General features: G+C 46.1%; 22 protein-coding genes and 1 pseudogene. 15 read left to right on the top strand and 8 right to left on the bottom strand.

The annotated features are described in order from the left end of the window. From WCK19_RS15510 to WCK19_RS15445, 14 genes are all read left to right on the top strand, one after another. The coding region (locus WCK19_RS15510; protein ID WP_342398303.1) for an HAD-IC family P-type ATPase at positions 1-655 on the top strand (655 nt) is incomplete at its 5' end. A 39-nt stretch (positions 656-694) separates the two neighbouring features. Further along, positions 695-1,429, top strand: a complete 735-nt coding sequence (locus tag WCK19_RS15505) for a potassium-transporting ATPase subunit C (RefSeq protein WP_342398302.1) — start codon at positions 695-697, stop codon at positions 1,427-1,429. A gap of 9 nt (positions 1,430-1,438) precedes the next feature. Next, complete coding sequence (locus WCK19_RS15500) at positions 1,439-2,695, top strand: universal stress protein (protein ID WP_342398301.1); 1,257 nt, start codon at positions 1,439-1,441, stop codon at positions 2,693-2,695. Positions 2,696-2,891: 196 nt separating this feature from the next. After that, on the top strand, positions 2,892-3,893 hold the full coding sequence (locus tag WCK19_RS15495) for an RAMP superfamily CRISPR-associated protein (RefSeq protein ID WP_342398300.1): 1,002 nt from the start codon (positions 2,892-2,894) through the stop codon (positions 3,891-3,893). Between the two features lies 1 nt (position 3,894). Continuing rightward, positions 3,895-4,344 carry a hypothetical protein gene (locus WCK19_RS15490; protein ID WP_342398299.1) on the top strand — a complete coding sequence of 150 codons (450 nt, stop codon included), beginning with the start codon at positions 3,895-3,897 and terminating at the stop codon, positions 4,342-4,344. After that, positions 4,307-4,609 carry a hypothetical protein gene (locus tag WCK19_RS15485; RefSeq protein ID WP_342398298.1) on the top strand — a complete coding sequence of 101 codons (303 nt, stop codon included), beginning with the start codon at positions 4,307-4,309 and terminating at the stop codon, positions 4,607-4,609. Before WCK19_RS15490 ends, WCK19_RS15485 begins: the two co-directional genes overlap by 38 nt. 18 nt (positions 4,610-4,627) lie before the next feature. After that, positions 4,628-4,960 (top strand): hypothetical protein, encoded by a 333-nt coding sequence (locus WCK19_RS15480; RefSeq protein WP_342398297.1) that lies wholly within the window; start codon positions 4,628-4,630, stop codon positions 4,958-4,960. 33 nt (positions 4,961-4,993) lie between these two features. Continuing rightward, positions 4,994-5,401 (top strand): hypothetical protein, encoded by a 408-nt coding sequence (locus WCK19_RS15475; RefSeq protein WP_342398296.1) that lies wholly within the window; start codon positions 4,994-4,996, stop codon positions 5,399-5,401. A 1-nt stretch (position 5,402) separates the two neighbouring features. Beyond that, entirely contained in the window at positions 5,403-5,915 is a 513-nt protein-coding gene (locus WCK19_RS15470; protein WP_342398295.1) for a hypothetical protein, read from the top strand. A gap of 71 nt (positions 5,916-5,986) precedes the next feature. Next, positions 5,987-6,547 carry a hypothetical protein gene (locus tag WCK19_RS15465; RefSeq protein WP_342398294.1) on the top strand — a complete coding sequence of 187 codons (561 nt, stop codon included), beginning with the start codon at positions 5,987-5,989 and terminating at the stop codon, positions 6,545-6,547. 20 nt (positions 6,548-6,567) lie between these two features. Then, a complete protein-coding gene (locus WCK19_RS15460; protein WP_342398293.1) occupies positions 6,568-7,026 on the top strand; it encodes a hypothetical protein in 459 nt (152 codons plus the stop codon). Between the two features lie 64 nt (positions 7,027-7,090). Further along, on the top strand, positions 7,091-9,310 hold the full coding sequence (locus tag WCK19_RS15455; RefSeq protein WP_342398292.1) for a hypothetical protein: 2,220 nt from the start codon (positions 7,091-7,093) through the stop codon (positions 9,308-9,310). Positions 9,311-9,513: 203 nt separating this feature from the next. Further along, positions 9,514-10,038 carry a hypothetical protein gene (locus tag WCK19_RS15450; RefSeq protein ID WP_342398291.1) on the top strand — a complete coding sequence of 175 codons (525 nt, stop codon included), beginning with the start codon at positions 9,514-9,516 and terminating at the stop codon, positions 10,036-10,038. 10 nt (positions 10,039-10,048) lie between these two features. After that, on the top strand, positions 10,049-11,884 hold the full coding sequence (locus WCK19_RS15445; RefSeq protein WP_342398290.1) for a cation acetate symporter: 1,836 nt from the start codon (positions 10,049-10,051) through the stop codon (positions 11,882-11,884). Between the two features lie 167 nt (positions 11,885-12,051). Here the strand turns inward: WCK19_RS15445 and WCK19_RS15440 are convergent, their stop codons facing one another. The 8 genes and pseudogenes from WCK19_RS15440 to WCK19_RS15405 form a co-directional block, all read right to left on the bottom strand. Beyond that, on the bottom strand, positions 12,052-13,812 hold the full coding sequence (locus tag WCK19_RS15440) for a peptidylprolyl isomerase (RefSeq protein WP_342398289.1): 1,761 nt from the start codon (positions 13,810-13,812) through the stop codon (positions 12,052-12,054). Positions 13,813-13,982: 170 nt separating this feature from the next. Further along, positions 13,983-14,207, bottom strand: a pseudogene (gene rpsR, locus WCK19_RS15435) (30S ribosomal protein S18); the annotation flags it as partial. A 233-nt stretch (positions 14,208-14,440) separates the two neighbouring features. Continuing rightward, the gene (locus tag WCK19_RS15430; RefSeq protein WP_342398288.1) at positions 14,441-14,896 is read right to left on the bottom strand and encodes a single-stranded DNA-binding protein; all 456 of its coding nucleotides are present in this window, start codon (positions 14,894-14,896) and stop codon (positions 14,441-14,443) included. Between the two features lie 106 nt (positions 14,897-15,002). Then, positions 15,003-15,317: a 30S ribosomal protein S6 gene (gene rpsF, locus WCK19_RS15425; protein ID WP_342398287.1), complete on the bottom strand. Its 315-nt coding sequence runs from the start codon at positions 15,315-15,317 to the stop codon at positions 15,003-15,005. Positions 15,318-15,578: 261 nt separating this feature from the next. Beyond that, positions 15,579-15,830 carry a hypothetical protein gene (locus WCK19_RS15420; RefSeq protein WP_342398286.1) on the bottom strand — a complete coding sequence of 84 codons (252 nt, stop codon included), beginning with the start codon at positions 15,828-15,830 and terminating at the stop codon, positions 15,579-15,581. 1 nt (position 15,831) lies between these two features. Then, the gene (gene phoU / locus WCK19_RS15415) at positions 15,832-16,542 is read right to left on the bottom strand and encodes a phosphate signaling complex protein PhoU (RefSeq protein WP_342398285.1); all 711 of its coding nucleotides are present in this window, start codon (positions 16,540-16,542) and stop codon (positions 15,832-15,834) included. Positions 16,543-16,662: 120 nt separating this feature from the next. Beyond that, complete coding sequence (locus WCK19_RS15410; protein WP_342398284.1) at positions 16,663-17,922, bottom strand: ATP-binding protein; 1,260 nt, start codon at positions 17,920-17,922, stop codon at positions 16,663-16,665. Between the two features lie 56 nt (positions 17,923-17,978). Further along, a complete protein-coding gene (locus WCK19_RS15405; protein WP_342398283.1) occupies positions 17,979-18,782 on the bottom strand; it encodes a response regulator transcription factor in 804 nt (267 codons plus the stop codon). 407 nt (positions 18,783-19,189) lie between these two features. On the opposite strand from WCK19_RS15405, the gene secD reads away from it, so the two are divergent. After that, positions 19,190-20,833 (top strand): protein translocase subunit SecD, encoded by a 1,644-nt coding sequence (gene secD / locus WCK19_RS15400; protein WP_342398282.1) that lies wholly within the window; start codon positions 19,190-19,192, stop codon positions 20,831-20,833. Positions 20,834-21,226 lie beyond the last annotated feature (393 nt).

Raw genomic sequence — 21,226 nt, 5'->3', positions numbered from 1 at the left:
TGCCGCTGCCATTGCTGAGGAAGCGGGAGTGGATGATTTTCTGGCGGAAGCCACCCCCGAAACCAAAATGAAGCTCATAAAACAACAACAGGCTGGCGGAAAATTAGTAGCCATGACCGGAGACGGCACGAACGATGCCCCTGCGCTGGCTCAATCCGATGTAGGCGTGGCGATGAATAGCGGCACGCAAGCGGCAAAAGAAGCCGGTAATATGGTTGACCTAGACTCTAACCCCACCAAGTTGATTGAGATTGTGGAGGTTGGCAAGCAACTGTTGATGACGCGCGGCGCGTTGACCACTTTCTCGATTTCCAACGATGTGGCAAAATATTTCGCGATAATCCCGGCGATGTTTGCGATTGGTCCGACCATAGCCAACCCTAAAACTGCACAGGATTACCTGAATTATCTGAGTCCACTAAACATTATGGGTCTTACCTCGCCCTACACCGCTATCCTGAGCGCGGTGATTTTCAACGCCCTGATAATAGTGGCGCTAATACCGCTTGCGCTTAAAGGCATTAAATACATTCCGTTGGGTGCAGCCAGTATTTTACGGCGAAATTTACTTATCTATGGCTTGGGTGGCATCATCGCGCCTTTCATAGGTATTAAACTGATTGATGTACTGATTACTTTGGTGGGTATCAGATAAGCTATAGACTTGCCCGGTAGGCATTATGGAGAATGAGCAATGTTGAAGACGATTGGACGGGAAACTTGGAATTCGATTAAAATTACACTGGTGTTGCTGGTACTTTGTGTAATACTATATCCTTTGGTGGTATGGGGCGTAGGGCAACTGGCTTTCAACAAACAGGCTAACGGCAGCTTGCTAAAAGACCAGCAAGGAAACGTGATCGGTTCAGAGTTAATCGGTCAACAATTCACCCGCTTTGAATATCTTCATGGGCGACCTAGCGCAGTAGGTTACAATGCTGCTGGGTCGGGCGCATCCAATCTCGGTCCTACCAATCCACAGCTAATTGACGGTAATGGTAGCGAGGTAACTGTTGCGCCGGGTGCAACACCTCCTCCAAATGGCACGCCCGTTGCCGGAAAGGACAACACCTACTATGTACCGGGCAGCTATCTGGGAATTAAGAACTATGCCGAACAATTCCGTCAGGAAAACGGCTTGGCTGCCGATGCCAAACTACCCGCCGATATTGTTACTGCCAGCGGTAGCGGCTTAGACCCGCAAATATCGGTGGAAGCAGCAAACCTTCAGGTAAACCGTATTGTGGCGGCACGAACGGCGCTAGGTGGTAAAAATGCCGCAATTTCAGTTGCTAAAGTGAAGGAACTGATTACCCAAAATACCGATGGGCGCGACTTGGGTGTGCTAGGAGAACCGCGTGTAAATGTGCTGAAACTTAACCTAGCGTTAGACGCTGCTTTCGAGAAGCCGCCTGCGTCCGCTAAATAAACAATAATTATGAGCGAAAAAGAACCTTTGCCGGATAAACTTAGCAATGACAGACCAAAACCCCGCCAGATTTTTTTGTCGGACGTAGAAGAACCTACACCCAAAACAAGGGAAGTTACCGAAGCGGCAATGCCGCCTCCCTATATAAAGCCTTGGAAGATGGGAAGTCTGAAAATATTTCTAGGGGCGGCGGCGGGAGTGGGCAAAACCTACGCCATGCTGGAAGAAGGACAGGAACTTAGAGCGCAAGGTATAGATGTAGCTATCGGTTATGTGGAATTGCATGGGCGCAAAGATACCGAACGTTTACTGGAAGGCTTTGAGATTATTCCGGTTCGGAAAGTTTCATACCGAGGAACGACACTGGAAGAGATGGATACCGAGGCGGTTATTATCCGTCAGCCTCAACTGGTATTAATTGATGAACTGGCACATACTAACGCGCCGGGTTCAGAGCATGAAAAACGCTACGAAGATATAGAAGAAATTTTGTTGAGTGGGATAGATGTTTACTCTACCGTCAACATCCAACACCTTGAGAGCCTGAACGACAGGGTGTTTGAGCTAACCGGCACTCGTGTGCGCGAGACTTTCCCCGATCGCATTCTAGACCTTGCTAATGAGGTGCGCATGATCGACCTGCCACCGGAAGATTTACGTGACCGTATAAAGCAAGGTAAAGTTTACCGCCCTGAGAAAATTCAACAGGCACTAGAGCACTTTTTCAAAACCGCGAATCTAACCGTCCTGCGTGAGTTAGCCTTACGCGAGACAGCAGACTCGGTGGAATCTAGTGCGCCACGTAAAGAGTACCGTGAAAAAAATGAGGGAACGCCTCCTACCGCTAACGCCTTTGTACTTATATGTGTGGCGTTAAAGGAAAAAGATGCGCGAGTTATTCGGCAAGGCTGGCGTTTTGCTCATCGGCTCAATGCCCCTGCCGAAGTAATTACCGTCTGGTATAGCGATTATCGCTCTGCAGCACAAGAAGCAACCATCGCGCCCTTGCGGCGATTAGCCCGTTCTCTCAATCTGCCCTTTCAAGAGCTAAGCGGTGACCCGGTAGAAATAATAATTGAACAAGCTAGGGCAACCCGCGCTACTTTAATTGTTATTGGCGAAAGTTCCCGTAAGACTTGGCGGGAACGGCTGTTCGGCACTTTTACCGATAAAATTCTGAGCAAACTTGATGGTGTGGATATTTACATTGTAGGTGACCCTGACCGCCAACCCGGTGACAGAGATTTCAGGATGCAGGGAAGATAAGTCAAAAACACACATATTAGAATTGCGATAAAATTAACAAAGCGTGAATAATGCGTTAAATTCACTTAAAGCGAAAGGTGTACCAAGCTGTTTTCTTCCAGTTCCAAGCTCTTGAAGGTTTAGAACTTGTTATTGGAAGTAGACTCACACAGTTAATCCATGTGAAATTTCATATTATTAGTAGTTAAGCCACAAAATGAGAAAAGCGCATGCTTTGCTGGAAGCGGGGGATAATACTTTTGTGCGAACTACGCTGGACGGCACCGGACGCGAAACTATCTTCCTGCCCGGCTCCAGTCTGCGAGGTATGTTGCGCTCCCAATCAGAGCGAATTGCCCGCACCCTCTCCTTCGACCGCGCCAAGCCTATCGGAAAGCCTTACCCTGAACTGCACGAATATAACTATGATGCATATACCAATTATGTAGCAGCTTGCGACCCTCTGGCAATGGAGGGAGATGAGACCGAACCAGATGAAACACCTTACGCGGCGATAGCTTGCACAAATTATATGAAATCGGTAATGCCTGAATGGTTAAAGCAACAGAACCGCCAACGTGCTGAAGAACGCTCTGAGTTTCTCTACCAGAAAATAACCGAATGTTCTTGCCCCGCCTGCCTGTTATTCGGTAATACCTATCTGGCAGGACGTTTGAAGGTTAATGATGCTTACTCCATAGAATCGAAAGGAGTAGATCCTCGTGGGGAAACCCGGCAGCGGCTGGATTTTGTAGCCATCAATCGCTTTACTGGCGGAGTACGCGATTCGGCTAAGTTTGAAGCACACCCACATTTCCATACAACTAACCAAAAACTGCGCTTTCGCGCTAATTTGACCCTGACTGACCTTAATTTGCCGAAGGAAGGCTGGATGCTAGGCTGGTTGGCATACCTACTGCGAGATTTGTACTTAGGGGATTTGCGTTTGGGTCTAGGCAAAGCCAAAGGGTTGGGTAAAGCCTGTGGGAAGTTGGTAAAAATACGAGTAGGCAGCTTGCAACCTGATTTGGACTGGTTGAATCTAAGCGAAGGCTGGCAGGAAGAAACAGAGCAACCCGGTTTGTTACGGGTCTTTGCTTTGGACTTGAATGGTAGCTCTACGTTTGAGCATGAAAAGCAGTTGTTAAACCGTTACGCTGCCCAATATGATGAGTTGGTTGATAAGTATTCCAGAGTTCGCGCCGGACAGGAGAGATAAGTTGAGCAATAATACAGCCCGTCCTTACGTAGCAACGGCTGCGGTCAATGACTCAGCTGATTTGCTGATTTTACTGAACAAGATTGTGGCTCAAATCGAAGAGAGTTACTGGGCAGCGCTGGAATCGTCCTTTGAGATTTGCCTTGAAAAGGGTAAATTGCAACTGCCCAAGAACGCCACATTAACACGAGGTCGCTTGTTCTGGGATGCTGCTGAAGTCCGTTTCCGCTATGACGGTTCGCTCCCAAACAAATCTTATCGTCTGACACTGGTAGCCGATACGCCTTTACTGCAAATTATTTCAGAATTTACCGACATCAGCGGCACTTTACCTCAAGACAATTGGCAAGTCCCAGTTAGATTTGAAAGATTGTTGTGGGGCAAGCCCCTTGTGACTGCGGAAGAGCAGGCAATTGGTTTTCAAGCAATATTTGCAAGAGGTTTTTGGTAAACCTTTTGAGGAACTCTGGAATATTAGTGATTTGAAGAATATCCTCAATTGTGATAGCCGCAAGAATCCTGCGCAGGTGCATTACCCGTTCCTGCCTGCCCCATTACAGCCGGATTTGCCAGATCGCAATTTACCCGAAAGTTTTCGCTGGTTTGTCCGCAATAACCGCCGCTTGAATCTGAAACGTGGTACGCTCCCTTATACCTTGCCCACGCCGGACAAGGAAGTTGGATCGGATAATAATAGGTTGCCCACGAATCCATGATTCTTAGAGTCTAACTATATGCTGAGCGGAAAACCTTATCAAACTTTTTATCAGAAAAGAAAAATCGCAAATTTGTTGCGAAAACTTGCTTTTTCATACTATAGATATGAAAATTACCCTGAAGCTAATGAGTACCTTCGCGAACACCTTTCTGTACTTGCGCAATTGTCAGAGTTGGGATTAGCATGGAAAAATTTTAATCCTTCCAAAAGACGAACACTATTAAATGGCTGGAAGGAAGCATATCGAGAAACATTAAAAGGAGAAACAGAAGAGCGGTGTGAAGAATTGTCGGATAAAGGGGAAAATGAAGCCGCTTCAAATCTAGCAGTTGAGAACGCCACAAAATGATACGATTCAAGAGACAAGTTGTACTTATATCAAATGGCTAAATCTTACCTGCTTGTTAATCATAATAAGCAAAAAGAAATAGATGAAAAAATCAGGGAAGTGAAAGATCAGGATTTACGCCCAAAATTATTAAAGACTACGCAAGATCAAAGAGATCAAATAGTAAAATTTTGTCTTCAAATTCCTACACTAACGGATTCAGGTATCAGACAAAAAGTGAGAAACAAATTACCAGGTAGAGCCAAAGTCGAGGTCACATTAGATCCAGCTACTTCTACTTACATGTCAATAGATGATTTTGTTGAAGTTTGTCATAATTATGGTGTATTACTTGAATTTATACAGGCAGTCAGACATTATGACGGCGAGTCAATCTATATAAAGAGCTACAAAATTGGCTTGATGAACCAAGAACGTGGCATTAGTCAAAAGATTGAGTGAAATGGGTCAAGAAGAAAAACAATCCCTCGAAAGGCGACTTGATATTCTACGCCGTCGCCTAGATATTTTGTTGGATAAAAAAGCGGCGTTTGGCACAGTAGCCATGCCAATTTATGATACCCTTGATTTACAGAACACTCAGCGCGATATTAAAGAACTGGAAGATAAATTGAGCAAGTTTGAAGTGACTGCAACAGAATCCACTGCCATTTCAGACAAACTACCGTGTGACAAGTTGGATAGATTAAGTCGGGGAAAACTGGATGAACTTGAGGAGTTGCTTTGTAAGGGAGTGCCTATTAATGCAGAGGTAGCACGCTATAATAGATTTTTGCTATTGTTAAGCAGCCTCAAGATGTTTGGCAAAATTAAAATTCACTGCTTCCAAGATAGGCACACCCCACACCCGCTTTTTGAATTTACTTGTCAAAAATATTATTCTCTGAAAAGCCCTGCAAAAGAACCGCCCCTACTTGACCAGACAGCAAATATAAATTATCCTATATACAGCTAATCAACCAGTGAACCCAACTATAAATTTAATTTTAGGAAAATTGGATTTAGAACAATGAGGGAAGCGTAAAAATGGCAAAAACAAATGAAATAATTAAAAATATAAATGACCCAAATGAGATTAATACAGAAACAAGCTTAACAAATAATGATAATTACCATGTAAGAGCAGGGCGTAAGGGCGGGCAATCCACTAAACGCCGCTTTCAAGATAGCGAATTTTACCGAGAAATCGGCTCGAAGGGCGGTTCTGTAACTATGTCCCGCCACTCTGCGGAATATCGGGAACGGCGCAAGAAAGGCGGCGAAACTACCCGTGAACGCTACGGTGATGAATATTATCATGAGATAGCCGCCAAAGCTGCGCGTACCAAGCAAGAAAACACTTTACTTCGCAATGAAGCTATTAAAGTTCTACTATCTGAAGGTTTGAAAATACCTACTATCATCAAACTTACCACCCGTGACCTTGAAAGTGACCCTCGTCTGAATAAGCACCTTGAAAGTGGTCCTCTGGCTGATTACCTCAAAGAGAAACCCGCCACCGATAACGAGTATCTTTTTGTCTCCCAATCGGGCAAACAACTTTCCCTTGCCAATACCTATACCGTCATGTCGCGACATAAAGCCTGATCGAGTTGGTGAGAAACTTTGTGAACATTCCACGCTTTCTTGACCATTTTCTACCTGCCGCTTTACTGGCTTTGCTGCCGATTGATATTCTCGTTGGTATTATCAAAGGGCTATACCCGACTCAAGCTTCTGTATCCATCTGGATGGGTATCATGTTGGGTGTAATGCTGCTACGCGGTCTTTCCAACCCGCGCCGTTCTAAAGTGGTAGAATCAGGCGACCCAGAACTGGCGGCGGATGCGCTGGTAAACCGTCAGCTAAATTTTGGGTTGGGCGCAACGTTACTAGGGTTGTCGCTGTCGCTGGTTTTTTTCGGGCTGGTGATGGTTGCAATCTTGCCGGCGCGTCCGCTGCCATTTTCCAACCTAACTCTTGCTAAATGGGTGGAGCTTGGTTTTATCCTGCTGTTTAACCTGATGATAGGCGGGTTAGAAGCTTTTGCTGCGCGTATCTATCTGATGGGGCGTGCCAAATTGTAGTATAATATGGCGATGTCCGAGGCTTTTTGACGGCGAAAACGTATTAAATCTAGCGGGATTTGGGTTGGACGAACAACGTAGGGTAAGTGCAGGTCTGGGATGCGCCACACTCGTGGCGGTTTTTTTTCTGGCGATGATTGCGTATGGTCTTGCTTACCAGACCAAGCCCGGCTATTTTATTCAGGTCGGTTCTCGCCTTGATAGACCTTTTCTAGTTGAGTCCTCCTTTTTTACTCGCGAACCCCCCGAAAGCGCCCGTAAACCCGGTGACCTAGATTACCGCTATACTAAATCTCTTAGCCTGATAGATTTACCCGGTATCGGTTCGCAGCCTCTCACCGTCACCATGCGAATTTTCAGTTCGGAAAACCCGAACCCTCAACTTAAAATTTATGTGGGAGATAAACAAATATCTCCTGAATTAACCCAACCTCCCCCCCCGCGTGAGTGGAAAGAAATTGTTTTTCCTGTTCTGGCGGATTACTTCAAGGACGGCAATTTACACATGCGCCTTGAAAGTAGCATCTGGGATCCCAAAGGTGACTCCCGCAAGTTGGGATTGCTGCTAGATTGGGTCAAGATAGAGCCAAACCAACCCGCTTTTCTTAATCCTGGTGTGCGCCCGCCCGATGATACTTTTATTCCCCTAATTATTCTGACGGTATTGGGCGTTCTAACCTTGCTGGCTACCGGCTTACCAACTTTATTCGCCTTGTTGGGAGGGGCAGGAATGGTAGGTGGGCTGACATTCTGGCTTATAACCGACCGTCTAAGCCTCACCACTTTTATGCCGTTGGATGTTTTGCGTTTCGCTCTGTTTACGCTTGTGCTGGTGTGGCTGCTGGCTCACTATGCCCCCTTGTTATATCGCGGGTTGGGCGTGATAGTTTCCAGCCGAGAATCGGGCTGGCTTGCCTTGTTTTTCCTTCTTTCGTTTGTGTTGCTGTTTGGCGGACAACTCCACCCGCAGTTTACCTCTAGCGACATCGGCTTAAACGTTAACAATCTGCAAGCGCGAGTTATGCGTGGCTCGCTGATTTTCTCACCAGAGTTGCCAAATGGGCAACCTGCACCCTACCCACCCGCCTATTACATTGGTTTGTTGCCTTTCACTGCGCTGCTTGATTCTCGGCGCGAGTCTTTTGAGCTGCTTTTTAAGTTTGCCGGAAGCCTCCTTCAAGCTAGTGGTGTGTACATGATATATTACCTCTCTAGCCTGATACGAAGTGCTTCTAACCAGTTGGGCAACAAAGAAAGCCCTATCAATGAGAAACTCGAACAAGAGTTTGAAGTAGGTACAAACTGGGTGGGGATAGTAGCAGCGGGATTTTACGCTATCAATAAATATCCTTACCTGATTTTTTCGCAAGGAAATCACACCAATCTTTTTGGAGAATGGATGTTTTTAGTGCTGCTATGTGCAATCTGTGGCGCACTTTATTATTTCCGAATCCAACATTTCCCCATAAGCCGCCGAAAGCCCCATAACCTTGAAGATACTTCCGAATTACCGGCACTAAACCGCGTATTGAAGCATTGGGGTGATAGGCTGCGTTTACAACTAGCGCGTTTTTCACCCTATTTGATACGGGCAGGGGTTTATATTGTGCCGCCGCTGGCTCTTACTATCACCTATCTGAGCCACTATGGCACATTTTTGTTTACCAATGTCTTTATGCTATGCCTTATAGTATTGCTGGCGTTATTTGGGGGGCGGGTTGGCCGGCGCAATGCGCTGTATCTGGCAGGGGTCTTTATGGTGAGCCTACTGCTGGCGCTGCTATTATACTATTACAACTACTTCAACTTAATCGGCAATTTCTTTGGAGGGATGCTAGGCAATACACCGGTGCCAAATGCCAAGCCACGCCAACCCTTTGAAATTTTATCCTCTCTGCAAAGAACTTATAGTGATATACGTTACTTCTTCGGGTTGCCTGTAATACTGGCAGCCTTATGCGGGATGGCTCTTTGGCTGATTAGTTACTTTGCACGTCTGGCGCAACAGGAAAAAGGATTGCGAGGACTTAATCCGGCAGAAGCGCTATTGCTGGCGCTTGGTTTAACCTCTGTCGCGTTTGCAATAATGGAACGGGTGCAAAACCTAGAAACCCGCTACCAGCTTTATCTTTTGCCGTTAGTGGCGTTAGCAACTGGCGCTTTTCTTGGTAGAATTTGGCGCAGCGGCAAGGCAGGGGTATTGCTGGTAGCGGCGTTGTTTCTCTTTCAATTGGTGGATACCGTATCTTTCTGGCTGGAACGTATCACTTACTATTTCTATTAATACAAGCCCCGCTGAAAACTTCTTTCTTCTGCTTTACTGCTTTTCCTTCCTATTTTGTGCGAAATTTGTGTAGCGCATATAGCTGTGAAATACACCAGAATCTCTTTTTGATTCGAGATATTGCAGCCATATGCTATAATTAGACCAATCCTTCTTAAAATTCACAGTATGACTTGCTGTTATAGGTTCGAGGAAGAACTGGTATGGAATTATTTCCAGGGCGCGGACAACGCAATAAATCCCACCCTGAATCACAAACGTATGGTGCAGCCGATAGCGGTAGCATTTCACGTGGGTTTGTGTTAGCGGATGGGCGAGCTTACATACCTGATTTGGATTACGATTTGGACGACTTAATCTTAGGTTATGATGAGCCGCTTTCTTTTGACGAGAGTTTGCTGGCGCTAACGAACCCAGACTCGGATAGCAAGCAAACTTTGCAAGAAGTTGCTGAGCAAACTGCCTACGGCAAAGTGTTTCTCAATCATCTAATTCGCCGACAGCGTGCCCTCAGTCTCAGTGTAGCTTTTACTTTTCTGGCTATTATCCTTAGTATTCCACTACTTAGTTTTTTCACTCATGACTTTGGAACTATTATTATTTTCGAGTTTCCGGCTAACTGGCTCTTTATATCAATTCTGATTTACCCGCTTATCTGGGTATTGGCTTACTATTTTGTCAGTACCGCCGATAAATACGAAGAAGAATTTACCAAACTGGTAGAGTAAGCTATTTACTATGGATATTAACTGGCTAAGCGTTGTGGCAATAATTGGGGTGGCGTTTGCTACTATAAGCCTTGGGCTTTGGGCTACCCGCGTAGTTCGCACCACTTCCGATTTCTTCGTGGCAAGCCGCACCGTTGGTCCCATCATGAATGCTGCCGCTATCAGCGGAGAATACCTCAGCGCTGCCAGTTTTATGGGTATCGCCGGAATGGTGATGAAATTCGGCTATGATGTTTTGTGGTATCCGGTTTGTTATGCTGCCGGATACCTCTTTTTATTATTGTTCGTTGCCGCGCCGTTACGCCGTTTTGGGGCTTATACCGTGCCGGATTACGCCGAAGGGAGATTTAATAGCGCTGGATTCCGCAAAATTGTCGTCGTTTTCGTACTGATAATCGGTTTCTTCTATATGTTGCCGCAGATGAAGGGCGCAGGGGTAACACTTGAATCTGTATTAAACCTACCTTATTGGGTAGGGGTGGTAGTAGTGGGTGCGGTTATCACCTTAAACGTGATGCTGGGAGGCATGAAGGGTATAACCTTTGTGCAGGCTTTCCAGTTCTGGCTCAAACTGTTTGCTATTAGTATTCCCGTTTTCCTGTTACTGATGTATTTCGGTAGTTATGGCAGCCATATAAACAACGATTTGGTAAATAATAAAACGCCACGCTTTACCGAGACTACCACTATTACCTACAAAGCGGGCAGTATTTTGAGATTTTCAGACTCTAGCGCTTTTGTGCCGGCTAATTCAGGACTAGTACAACTGAATGGGCAATCTGCCCTTAGTCTTAACGCTGGTGAAAAATATGTGGTCAGCAACGGTGAGTTCAAGCTTCTGGATGCGAACCGACTTACTTTTGAAAGCGGGCAGGTAGTACCTAATGCACCTAACGCCAATGTGTGGTCACAACCCTTTGGTTTACTGACCGGAGATAGCGCCGAAAATCACGGATTGTCTATGCTATACACTTATTCATTAATTGTAGCGATTGTATTCGGTACTGCGGGTTTACCACACATACTGGTGCGTTTCTATACCAATACCGATGGGAAGAATGCCCGCCATACCACCTTGATTGTACTCGGTATGATTGGTCTGTTCTATATGTTCCCACCGATTTTAGGAGTATTAGGCAGAAATCATGCGCCTGAGCTATATGCGCTTGGTACTACCGATCGTTTGGTGCTAGAATTACCGGGCAAAATCCAACCCGATTGGCTGGCACAAATCTTGCTGGCTGTTACCGCAGCAGGCGCGTTTGCAGCCTTTATGTCCACCTTTAGCGGCTTGCTGGTTTCCGTGTCCGGTGCGCTTTCCCATGATGTCTATGGGCGTACAATCCGCCCAAAAGCCTCTACTCGTGCGCGTCGTTATGCCTTTCGCCTTTCCGCTTTATTGGCTGGAAGCGCGGCTGTTATAGCCGGTTTATTTGTTGAAAAGTTTGATATAAATTTGCTGGTCGGTTGGGCTTTTGCGATTGCTGCCAGTTCCTTATTCCCTATGTTGGCGCTTGGTACATGGTGGAGACGATTGACTAAAGCCGGAGTAACTTCAGGCGTACTGCTTGGAGGGCTTTCCTCATCACTTTCAATTATTATAACCATGTTGCTCGGTCAGACGGATGCTTCGGTAGGTATGGGGATTACTTTAAGCAAAGTTAACCCGCTGGTGGCTACATTAATGGCACAACCAGCGATTTGGTCTGTGCCGCTTTCCTTTGCAACCATGCTTATCGTATCGCGCTTTACCCGCAAGCAGATTCCAGCCGATGTGAATCAGATGATGTTGCGTTTGCATGCGCCCGAAGCGTTGGGTTTACGTAAAGACTACATCAACGAATAAAATCCCCTAAGACAATTTGCTCAAGCCTCTTGCCTGAAATTCCTCCTACAGCGAAAATCCTGAGAATATAAAAATCCCCCTGCTCAATATGAACAGAGGGGAAAGAGAAGTTTCTCTAATGAGTTTTTTTTACCTAGCAGAACTCATTGAGAAACTTACTCCTATATCTATCTTGTAGGGGTTGGCGAAACCCCTGAAGTTGTCGTAGCTGCTGCGGTTGTTGTTACCGCCGCTGTCGTAGCCGATTTGACGGTAGCCGTAGCGCTCGCCGATGCAGTTGTCGTAGCCAAATTGCTTGTGATGGTAGGTGTACCACTCACTGGCAGAGGACCAACTACATTGGTTGTAACCGTAGGTAACGCCGTTGTACCGGGCGTAACTGTAGGCTGTACAACAGGTGTAAAGACCGGCGGCAATACTTGGGTCGGTTCTGACGTTGGCGTAGGGGATGTGAAATACTTCGGCTTTGAATCGTCAAGCTTTTGTTTGAGCCAACGCGCATAAACCCGATAATCACTACTCTGGTCTGTATCAAACAGTGAACGATATTCGCGTTCATCAATGGCGCGTTTGTCGTTTCGCTCTGCCAGAATCAGAATCTGCCACCCTTCAGAAACCTGTAATGGGTCGGTGAGGTCTCCGGGCTGAAGTTTAACCAAAGCATCCCACGCAGTATCCTCAGTGGCGCTACTGCTTAGCTGATATTTGATGAACCAACCAATATCGCCATTTTTTGGCGCTGCAACCGAATCAATTGACTTATCGCGTGCCAGCTTGGTAAATAGGGCTTCACGATCCGCGCCGCTAACCGCTTTTAACTGCTTAAGCAAGTTTTCAGCATCAACCTTTTCCTTGACCGAAATAGCGCGAGCGTGTAATTGAAGAACCTGATCGCCTAGTTTTGGTTGCTCGGCAAGTAATTTATCTGACACCAAATTTTTAAGCAGACGCGGACGAATTTCCAGCTTTTTGTATTCATCAATGCTCAAACCCGTCACCTTTTTGACGCTATCGAAAAAGGAATTCTGGCTTGCGCTCAAGGTTTGTTGCGCCTTGTCAGCCGGAAGCGCGGTATTGGTGGGGGCTAGCGTTGGTGTGCCGGGCGTGCCGGTTGGGGCGGCAGTACCACTTGCGCTAGGAGTACCGTTCGCTACTGCGGTATTGGTAGGAGCTATAGTTGTTGGGGTGGGAGATGGGCTAACGCTGACCGAAGGGGTTGCAGTCGGCAACGGTGTAATCACGTTTGCAGTAGCCGTATTTTGGGCAGCAATTGCTGTTTCTAGAGCAGACAAAGTAGGGGTGGCTATGGCGCCAAAACTGCTGGGCGTAGGGGTGGAAAGGCGCAGTTCGTTGCCAAACTGGCTATCCATTGCCTTCTTTACTTCGTCATCGCTGGGATTAATACCGTACTGGTCACGTGCCGCTTTATCCAGAACGAGAATTGAAATATAATCGCTCAGGGTTTGCTGGTCAACCGGATAAGAGGGCGTATCATCAATTTCAGCGGAAAAGCTCTGGATTTGCTGCTGGAATTGCTGCTGCTGGTCACCTGCAAGGCTTGACATAAACTGCTGGTATTGAGCAATCCGCTTGAAAAGGGTTAACTTGCGGAATTTGTAATAGTCTCCGGTAGTAACGCTTTGCCCATTTACTGTTGCCAATTCTTTAATATTGGGGGCAATGGCGCTTTGAAAAACGCCGAAGACTAATATTAAAACCATCAGCGCTACAGTTACAACCCCGGTAATTATCAGGTAGCGCTGGTTGCGGCGATCCCGCTCGTAACGGGTGAGTTGCCGCTCAGTCATGTGGTGGTTATGACTATGACTCCCCTTACCGGGAGTATGTTTAGTAGCGGCAGCTGTTTCAGGTTTTTTTGGTTGGTTAGTCGGCGGTTTTCCTGACTCGCCTTTAGGAGTATTCGCCATTAGGTTACTCTATTTCTCCCCCTGCTTCCGATCAATTAATCAAAAAGAAGGGCATAGAACAATCAGGCGCTTTAAACTAAGCACACCACACTGCTCCATGCCCCTTTAATACAACCGTTACTAGCGGCGGTTTGATTATTAAAAATATAAACGCGCCGCTGGGTTCAGGATTATCTGCTCTGCCCGGTCACGTAAGGCAAAAGCGCCATAAAACGGGCACGCTTGATGGCAGTTGTTAACGAACGCTGGTGGAACGCGCTCAAACCGGTCTTACGGCGTGGTTCGATTTTACCGCGATCCGACATATAGCGTTTCAACCGGTTGAAATCTTTGTAGTCCACATCGCGAATACCGTCAATTGCGAACTGGTCCACCTTGCGGCGTTGTGCAAAACGGTCTTTGGAATTTGGACGGCGCGGTCTTCGGGGAGGTCCTGAATGCCCACCTCTGTCTGAAGAAAATCCGCCACTTCTTTCTGAAGAGTACCCACCGCTTCTGGGTGCGGGTGTGGGCGCATCAGTTGAAGGCTCTCCCTGCTGTTGTGGTACTTTATCCTCGTTTTCGGTCGTCACCTAAGTAAAACTCCTTTTATCTTAGCGGCGCATTGCCGACATTTGACTTATATTCCTTAAAATGGAATGTCTTCTGGTTCTACTTCGTCCACCTCGTTATAATCATTGCCGCTGCGGCGGGTAGTATTTGCAGAAGATGCGTTGCTACTCCATTCCTCATCGCCTTGATTTTCGGTAGGTTTCTTATCAAGAGTCATCATATCGGTTGCAATTACCTCAGTGGTATATTTATCCTGACCGTTTTGGTCAGTCCATTTGCGGGTTTGCAACCTACCCTCGATATAGACGTGTCTTCCTTTGGTTAGTAGGTTAGCGCAACGCTCTGCCAATTTATCCCAAGCTACAACCCTAAACCATTCCGTTTGGTCGCCCCAATTACCATCTGCTTGCTTAATTGGACGGTTGGTGGCTACCGAGAAGGTTGCAACTGCATTACCCCCCGGCGTATAGCGCAATTCCACCGCTTTTCCTAACCGTCCGGTCAACATCACTTTGTTCAGGTCTCTAGCCATTTTTTTGCTCCTTTCAAAAGAAGAAATTATCGTACAACTTCTTCAGATTTCGGCTCAACAATAAGCGTTACGGCTACTTGAGCAAATCAGCTTAATTGGTACGACCTTACTTCTTAGCCACTTCCAATTTAATAAACAAATGACGGATTATATCTTCAGATATTCGCATATCATGTTCCAACTCCAGAACTTGAGCCGGATCTATCTTCAGGTTGGATAAAACGTAGTAGCCTTCCTGATGCTTACCGATTAGATAAGCCAATCTTCGCCTACCCCATGGTGCGCTTTGATTTGTTTCGGTAATTTCGCCACCATAGCGCGTTATCATGTTATTAACTTTTTCGATAAGGGCAGGGATACTCTCTTCGCCGTTTTCAAAATTGAGGATGTACATTAATTCGTAGTCTTGCAAAGCTATCACAACCTCCTTCCTATGGGTTTACCTTGAGCCACTATATACAGCAATCGGTGTGATAACAATTGCTAACGGCTCAACGCAGAAAGGTATAAGAAATGCCCTAGCATTTCAGTACCATATTCATTTGTTTAATCTACAAGCGACAATAAAAAGTGCCGCCCGGAACATTCCGAAAAGGAATTATAGCATGAACCCTATACCCTTGCAAATTTTTGGGGGCTAAATTCAGGACGATTCAGCTAGGTACTAAGCAGGTTCAACCATTTAATGAACCAATAACACAGCCAACAATAGGCTTAACGCTGCCAGAAAGAAACAGAGGTAGGCTGTAAAGCGAGCAGTACGTACGCGCTTGGCTTGTTTCCCGTGTGCGCTATGTGCCATAATTCCAGCCTCTAGCCTTTGGCGAATTCCCTGCGTTTCGATACCAGCCATCCTTTGCAACCACCATGCCCTACGACAAAAGGCATAAGTCCCGATTTCGCTGGCACGAATGTAAGGCTTGCGCTTAGCCATTTTAGTTTTCTAGTTCAAGTAACGCGCTGGCAAGCGCTGGCAGTTCTTCATGGGCGTGAACTTCTTCCTCGAATAGTTTGCCGGTAGCCGTAAAAATGACTCGTTCGCAAATGTTCACGGTACGATCCGCGATACGTTCAAGGTTGTGCGCTGCCCATATCAAATAAGTAACATTGCTACCTTTTGAAGAGTCCGCATTGATTGTAGCCATCAACTCGCGAAAAATTTCGTCAAAAAGGGCATCCACCTCATCATCACGGTTGGGCAATTGCGCTGCGGTTTTATGGTCTTCCTGCACGTAGCAATCTAATGCAGTATGCAACATTTGATCGCATTTTTCAGCCATTGTGGTGATAATAACCATAATCTTAGTAAAATCATTGGTAGTTAATAACTGGCTAATACGGGCAATACCTTTGGCATGATCTCCCATCCGCTCCAATTCTTCGGCAATAAAGAGCGCGGAGGCGATAATTCGTAAATCATGGGCTACCGGTTGTTGGCTGGCAATCAAACCTAGCGCATCTTCCTCTACTTTATAGCGCAAAGTGTTGATAGCGGCATCATTTTTGATTACTTGTGTTGCGAGACCTATATCATAGTATTTTAAGGCAGTAACCGACTGGTGTAGAGCTTTCTCAACCATGCTACCCAATTCAAGTATTTCATCTTGTAATTGGCGTAGGTTGCGTTGAAAGGTTTCTCTAGCCATTATCCTCATCTCCTTACTGAAAGCATATAAAATGTAATAGCTTAGTGTAGTGAATATAAAAGTAGAAATCAAGGGTTGGTTTTAAGAAGCTGTTAAAATTATATTATAGGTATGTTAAAATTAACTAGGGTTATAAATTGGTATAGTGAAGAAAAAAGTAGAACCGCTTCCGAATTTGCTTTCCACCCAGATGTCTCCGCCATGTGCCTGCACTATATGTTTGGATATTGCCAAGCCTAAACCCGTACCTGCTTCATTCCCTGTTCGCGCTTTATCCACTTTATAAAATCGCTCAAACACCCTAGTAAGGTCCTCGGGTGGGATTCCAACCCCAGTATCGCTAACGCTGGAAACCACTTTATTCTCGTTGGATTTAGCAATATTCAGTGCTATTTCCCCACCCACCGGGGTGAATTTTATGGCATTGTGCGTCAGGTTAATTATCACCTGTGTGAGACGTTCCGGGTCTGCCAACGCCAGTGGGAAGTCATCTTCACATGGATGCGAGAGATTGATTAATTTCAATCCGCGTCGCGCTGCTTGTTGTTGCATCCTTTCAATTGTGGTTTCTGCCAACACCCGCAAATCTACTGCCCGCACGTTTAATTTGATTTGACCAGACTCTATTCTGCTCAGTTCCAGCAATTCCCTTACCAGTTGTGTTAAGCCATCCACCTCGTTTTCAATCCGGCGCAGAAAGTCGTGAGCCGCGTCGGGGTCATCCACAATTATTGAATCAAGAGTTTCCACCATAAGCTTAACTGAGGCGAGCGGAGTACGTAATTCATGCGAGATATTCGCCACGAAATCACGCCGGATACGCTCTAGACGTGCCAATTCGCTGAGGTCTTGCAGCACCACCAGCCCAGAACTGATTTTTTCTCCTACCAATTCCTCATCAATACGCGCGGTTTTAACTTGAAGCTGAGGTCGGCGTGAGCCTACCTCCAGAACCTGAATTCGTTCCCTGCCATCCTGAAGCGTGTTCTTTAGCAGGGTGTTTAATTCGTGGTCACGCGCAACCTGAATAAAGGAACGACCTTCTACATTCATGCTATTTGATATAGCCAGCAAGCGACGTGCCGCTTCGTTGATTAGTGTAACCTGCCCATCTCCATCAGTGCTTATAATACCGTCGCTCATGTTTTCCAGAAGCGCGGAAATAGTGTTACGTTCGTTACTGATATGCAGAATAACTGCACGCGCTTCCGCGGAAACATGTTTTAGGGCATCGAGAATCTCTGAAAGTTCAGAATCCCGTTCAATTTCAGTGGTATCAATCCCGTATTCGAGGTGATCTATTGAAAGTCGCCTAAGCAGCGCGGAAATATGCTTGAGCCTACGGCGGGCTTTTCCTCGAAAATAGCGGGCGGAAGCCAAAACCCCTAGCCCTCCTGCAACTATTATTAAGATAATATTTACAATTAAAGGATCCACTAGCTAGACTTAGCCTCTGCCTTTTCACCAAAACTATTAATGGTTTCGGGGTCAAATTTATAACCTACCCCAAAGATAGTATGAATATAACGAGGTTTTGATGGGTCATTCTCGATTTTTTCACGAATCCAGCGGATATGAACATCCACTGTGCGAGTACCGCCGGAATAATCATAATTCCAGACTCGCTCTAGCAAAGTTTCGCGGGTTAAAACCTGACCTCGATGCCGTGCTAGAAATTCTAGCAAATCAAATTCTTTAGGTTTCAAGGTTATCAACTTTTCGCCCATGAACACCGTATGCTGCCGGGTGTTAATTTGAAGTTCGCCTACAGTAAGTACATCCTGTGGCGCGGAGTCGGCTGCTTGAACCACATTGTTAGCAGGGGCAGGCGTTAAGGCTTCACGTTCGGAGGCACGCTGCACTGCAATGCTTTCGAGCATTTCCATGCGCCGTAACATCGCTCGGACACGCGCTACAAGCTCGCGCAAATTAAAGGGTTTGGTCATGTAATCATCCGCCCCTAACTCTAGCCCCAAAATCTTGTCCACTTCCTCTTCTTTGGCGGTTAGCATTAGGATAGGAACTGCCGAAGTTTGGCGAATGTTCCTACACACATCCAAACCATTCATGCCCGGCAGCATAAGGTCAAGAATAATAAGGTTAGGATTTTCGCAGCGAGCAATTTCTAGCGCCTGCCTTCCATCTCCGCTCAAAATTACTTCATAACCTTCTCTCAAAAGGTTGTATTTCAAGGTTTCCGCAATATTTTGCTCGTCATCAACTACAAGTATTTTTGCCATAATCGTAGAACTGTTAGGGGCATCTCAACCAACAATGCCTTTCTCCTGAAATCGAAGAACTTACAGTTCTTGTAACTCCTCTCAATTGGTTAGCCATAATCGCGGAACTTAATAGCTCTCCCCTCAAACACTACTCAATTATATTCTATTTTAGAAATTTTGTATTTGACTATAGCCAACTTTTGGAAAATGCGTTTGAAAATAGCTGCCCTCTCTTACTGACCTTACAGTGAGCCTGACATTATTTTAAATTGATACATCTGCTGTATTTCTTTGTGAGAAGGTTGTGCTAAACGCATTTTCCCTGGACGAAGGGGGGGGTTTAATTGACTCTAAGCTTATCATCCAATATAATCTTTAGGCTAAACCTAATGGGTAGTTCTCTATATTAAGCAGGAGTCTGTAAATTGCATCGGCGAAGAAATAATATACTGTCGCTCTTAGGAATTTTAATATTACTACTGGCATCAGCCTTTATGGTATTTGGCGGCGAAACGCCCGTGAATATCCTTGGGATAAACCTCAGTCGCGAAACCAAGTTAGGGCTAGACCTCAAAGGTGGTTATGAAATCACTTTGCAAGCTCGGCAGAAAACTGTCTCTAAAGACCAAATGAACGGGGCGCGTGGAATTATCGAAAAGCGCGTGAGCGGTCTCGGTACCAACGAACCGGTGGTACGTTTGGTCGGTGATAACCGCATCGGTGTAGAATTGCCCGGTGTCACCGATGAAGATCAGGTAAAAAGCGTAATCGGTAGTACCGGTAGGCTCGAATTTATAGATGCAGGCTCCGATGATTTGCAAACAGGGCAACTGGTAAAAACTACCTACTGCACCAGCGGTTCAATGTATTCCTCAGTACCCGGTACTTGCGGAAATGTAAAACCCCAGATTGTGCCTAATTTCATTCCGACTGTGACTACCCCGGCTACTACCGCTGCCACAACTGCTGTTGCTGCAACTACCGCTGCCGGAACGCCTGTAGCTACTACTTCTGCCAGTACCACTTCTACCCCTAACGCTACAGAAACACCTGACCCTAACGCGAAAGTTTACCAGACTATTATTACCGGTAATGAATTAGACCCTGCTAAGATTGATAAAGGCTTTAACTCTACCAGTGGTGCAGCGCAGGTTAACTTCGGTATCCGCGCCGATGCCGCCAATACCTTCTATAATTTTACCAGTTCCAGCATTGGCAAAAATATGGCGATTGTTTTGGACGGACGGGTTCTTTCCAGCGCCGTAATCCGTGCCGCCATCCGCGACTCTGGACAGATTACCAATGATAACCAATGGGGTACTACGCAAGGTAAGCAAGAAGTTGATGGCATTGTACTTAACCTGAAGTACGGCGCTCTTCCAGTGGAACTGGATATTTTGCAGAGCCGCAAAATCGGCGCTACTCTCGGTCAGGACTCGATTGATCGCAGTTACATTGCAGGAGCAGTAGGGCTAAGTATCGTAGCGCTCTTTATGCTGCTTTACTTCCGCCTTCCCGGTCTTATTGCCGACCTTGCCTTGATAGTTTATGCAGTGCTAACCTTTGCCATCTTCAAGCTTATTGGTGTGGTGTTGACTCTTGCCGGTATCGCCGGTTTTATTCTCTCCATTGGTATAGCGGTAGATGCTAATATTCTCATATTTGCGCGTATGAAAGAGGAGTTGCGGCAAGGGCGTAGCATCGAGCGTGCTGTAGAAGCCGGTTTCCGCAATGCTTGGCTCTCCATCCGCGACTCCAATATGTCTGGTATCATCACCTGTATCATTCTGTATTGGTTTGGCGATTTCACCGGTACAAGCGTGATTAAAGGTTTTGCTATTACCCTTGCGCTCGGTATTTTTGTCAGCCTTTTCAGTGCAATCGTGGTAACACATTCCTTCCTTCGCACCATGTTCATTTTCACCGGCAATACGGCGTTGGTACGTAACACTTACTGGTATGGTTTGAACCGATTGGCTAATCGCGTGGCAAAAACCAGTGCCGATTTACCGCTACCTGTAGCAGAAGAACTCGAAGAAGAAGAAACAAAGAGCAAACCCCGTAAGTAGCTCCGGTTTGCTTGCAGGCGCAAAGCTGCGAGCGCGTAGCAGGAAATTCATATCCCCTTCACCCCAACGCGGGTAAGGGGAATTTTGTTAGAATTAACAAGAGAAGGGCAAGGTATGGTAAAAAACCAGTTATTAGGCAACTTAGACAGGCAAACCAGAAACCCTTCCACGACATACTTTGGGCAAATCTTTCACAGTCTCTAGGCAGTCTAGGATGTCAACATGCCAGCGCTGTTCCAAAATGCCCTAGCATCTTTCCACCGGATTGTACTTGCTATGATAGGGTGGATAGAGTAAATCAACGTGATGGTTAAACCCTCTCGTTTATCAAACTCCACCAAGCGATACATAAATTGAGTTCTTCTAATAAGTGATAGAGAATCACTGGATTTA

The organism is Candidatus Chlorohelix sp. (assembly GCF_037138995.1).
Lineage (GTDB): Bacteria > Chloroflexota > Chloroflexia > Chloroheliales > Chloroheliaceae > Chlorohelix.
Note: the sequence above shows the minus strand (reverse complement) of the source record. Positions and strands in the feature narration are given on the sequence as shown.

Excerpts from the sequence above, each read along its gene's own strand:
- WCK19_RS15470 (WP_342398295.1), top strand. The coding sequence starts at position 5,403 with ATGGGTCAAGAAGAAAAACAATCCCTCGAAAGGCGACTTGATATTCTA.
- WCK19_RS15430 (WP_342398288.1), bottom strand. The coding sequence starts at position 14,896 with ATGGCTAGAGACCTGAACAAAGTGATGTTGACCGGACGGTTAGGAAAA.
- WCK19_RS15500 (WP_342398301.1), top strand. The coding sequence starts at position 1,439 with ATGAGCGAAAAAGAACCTTTGCCGGATAAACTTAGCAATGACAGACCA.
- WCK19_RS15495 (WP_342398300.1), top strand. The coding sequence starts at position 2,892 with ATGAGAAAAGCGCATGCTTTGCTGGAAGCGGGGGATAATACTTTTGTG.
- WCK19_RS15450 (WP_342398291.1), top strand. The coding sequence starts at position 9,514 with ATGGAATTATTTCCAGGGCGCGGACAACGCAATAAATCCCACCCTGAA.
- WCK19_RS15405 (WP_342398283.1), bottom strand. The coding sequence starts at position 18,782 with ATGGCAAAAATACTTGTAGTTGATGACGAGCAAAATATTGCGGAAACC.
- WCK19_RS15480 (WP_342398297.1), top strand. The coding sequence starts at position 4,628 with ATGCTGAGCGGAAAACCTTATCAAACTTTTTATCAGAAAAGAAAAATC.
- WCK19_RS15440 (WP_342398289.1), bottom strand. The coding sequence starts at position 13,812 with ATGGCGAATACTCCTAAAGGCGAGTCAGGAAAACCGCCGACTAACCAA.
- WCK19_RS15475 (WP_342398296.1), top strand. The coding sequence starts at position 4,994 with ATGGCTAAATCTTACCTGCTTGTTAATCATAATAAGCAAAAAGAAATA.
- phoU (WP_342398285.1), bottom strand. The coding sequence starts at position 16,542 with ATGGCTAGAGAAACCTTTCAACGCAACCTACGCCAATTACAAGATGAA.
- WCK19_RS15420 (WP_342398286.1), bottom strand. The coding sequence starts at position 15,830 with ATGGCTAAGCGCAAGCCTTACATTCGTGCCAGCGAAATCGGGACTTAT.
- WCK19_RS15445 (WP_342398290.1), top strand. The coding sequence starts at position 10,049 with ATGGATATTAACTGGCTAAGCGTTGTGGCAATAATTGGGGTGGCGTTT.
- WCK19_RS15505 (WP_342398302.1), top strand. The coding sequence starts at position 695 with ATGTTGAAGACGATTGGACGGGAAACTTGGAATTCGATTAAAATTACA.
- WCK19_RS15465 (WP_342398294.1), top strand. The coding sequence starts at position 5,987 with ATGGCAAAAACAAATGAAATAATTAAAAATATAAATGACCCAAATGAG.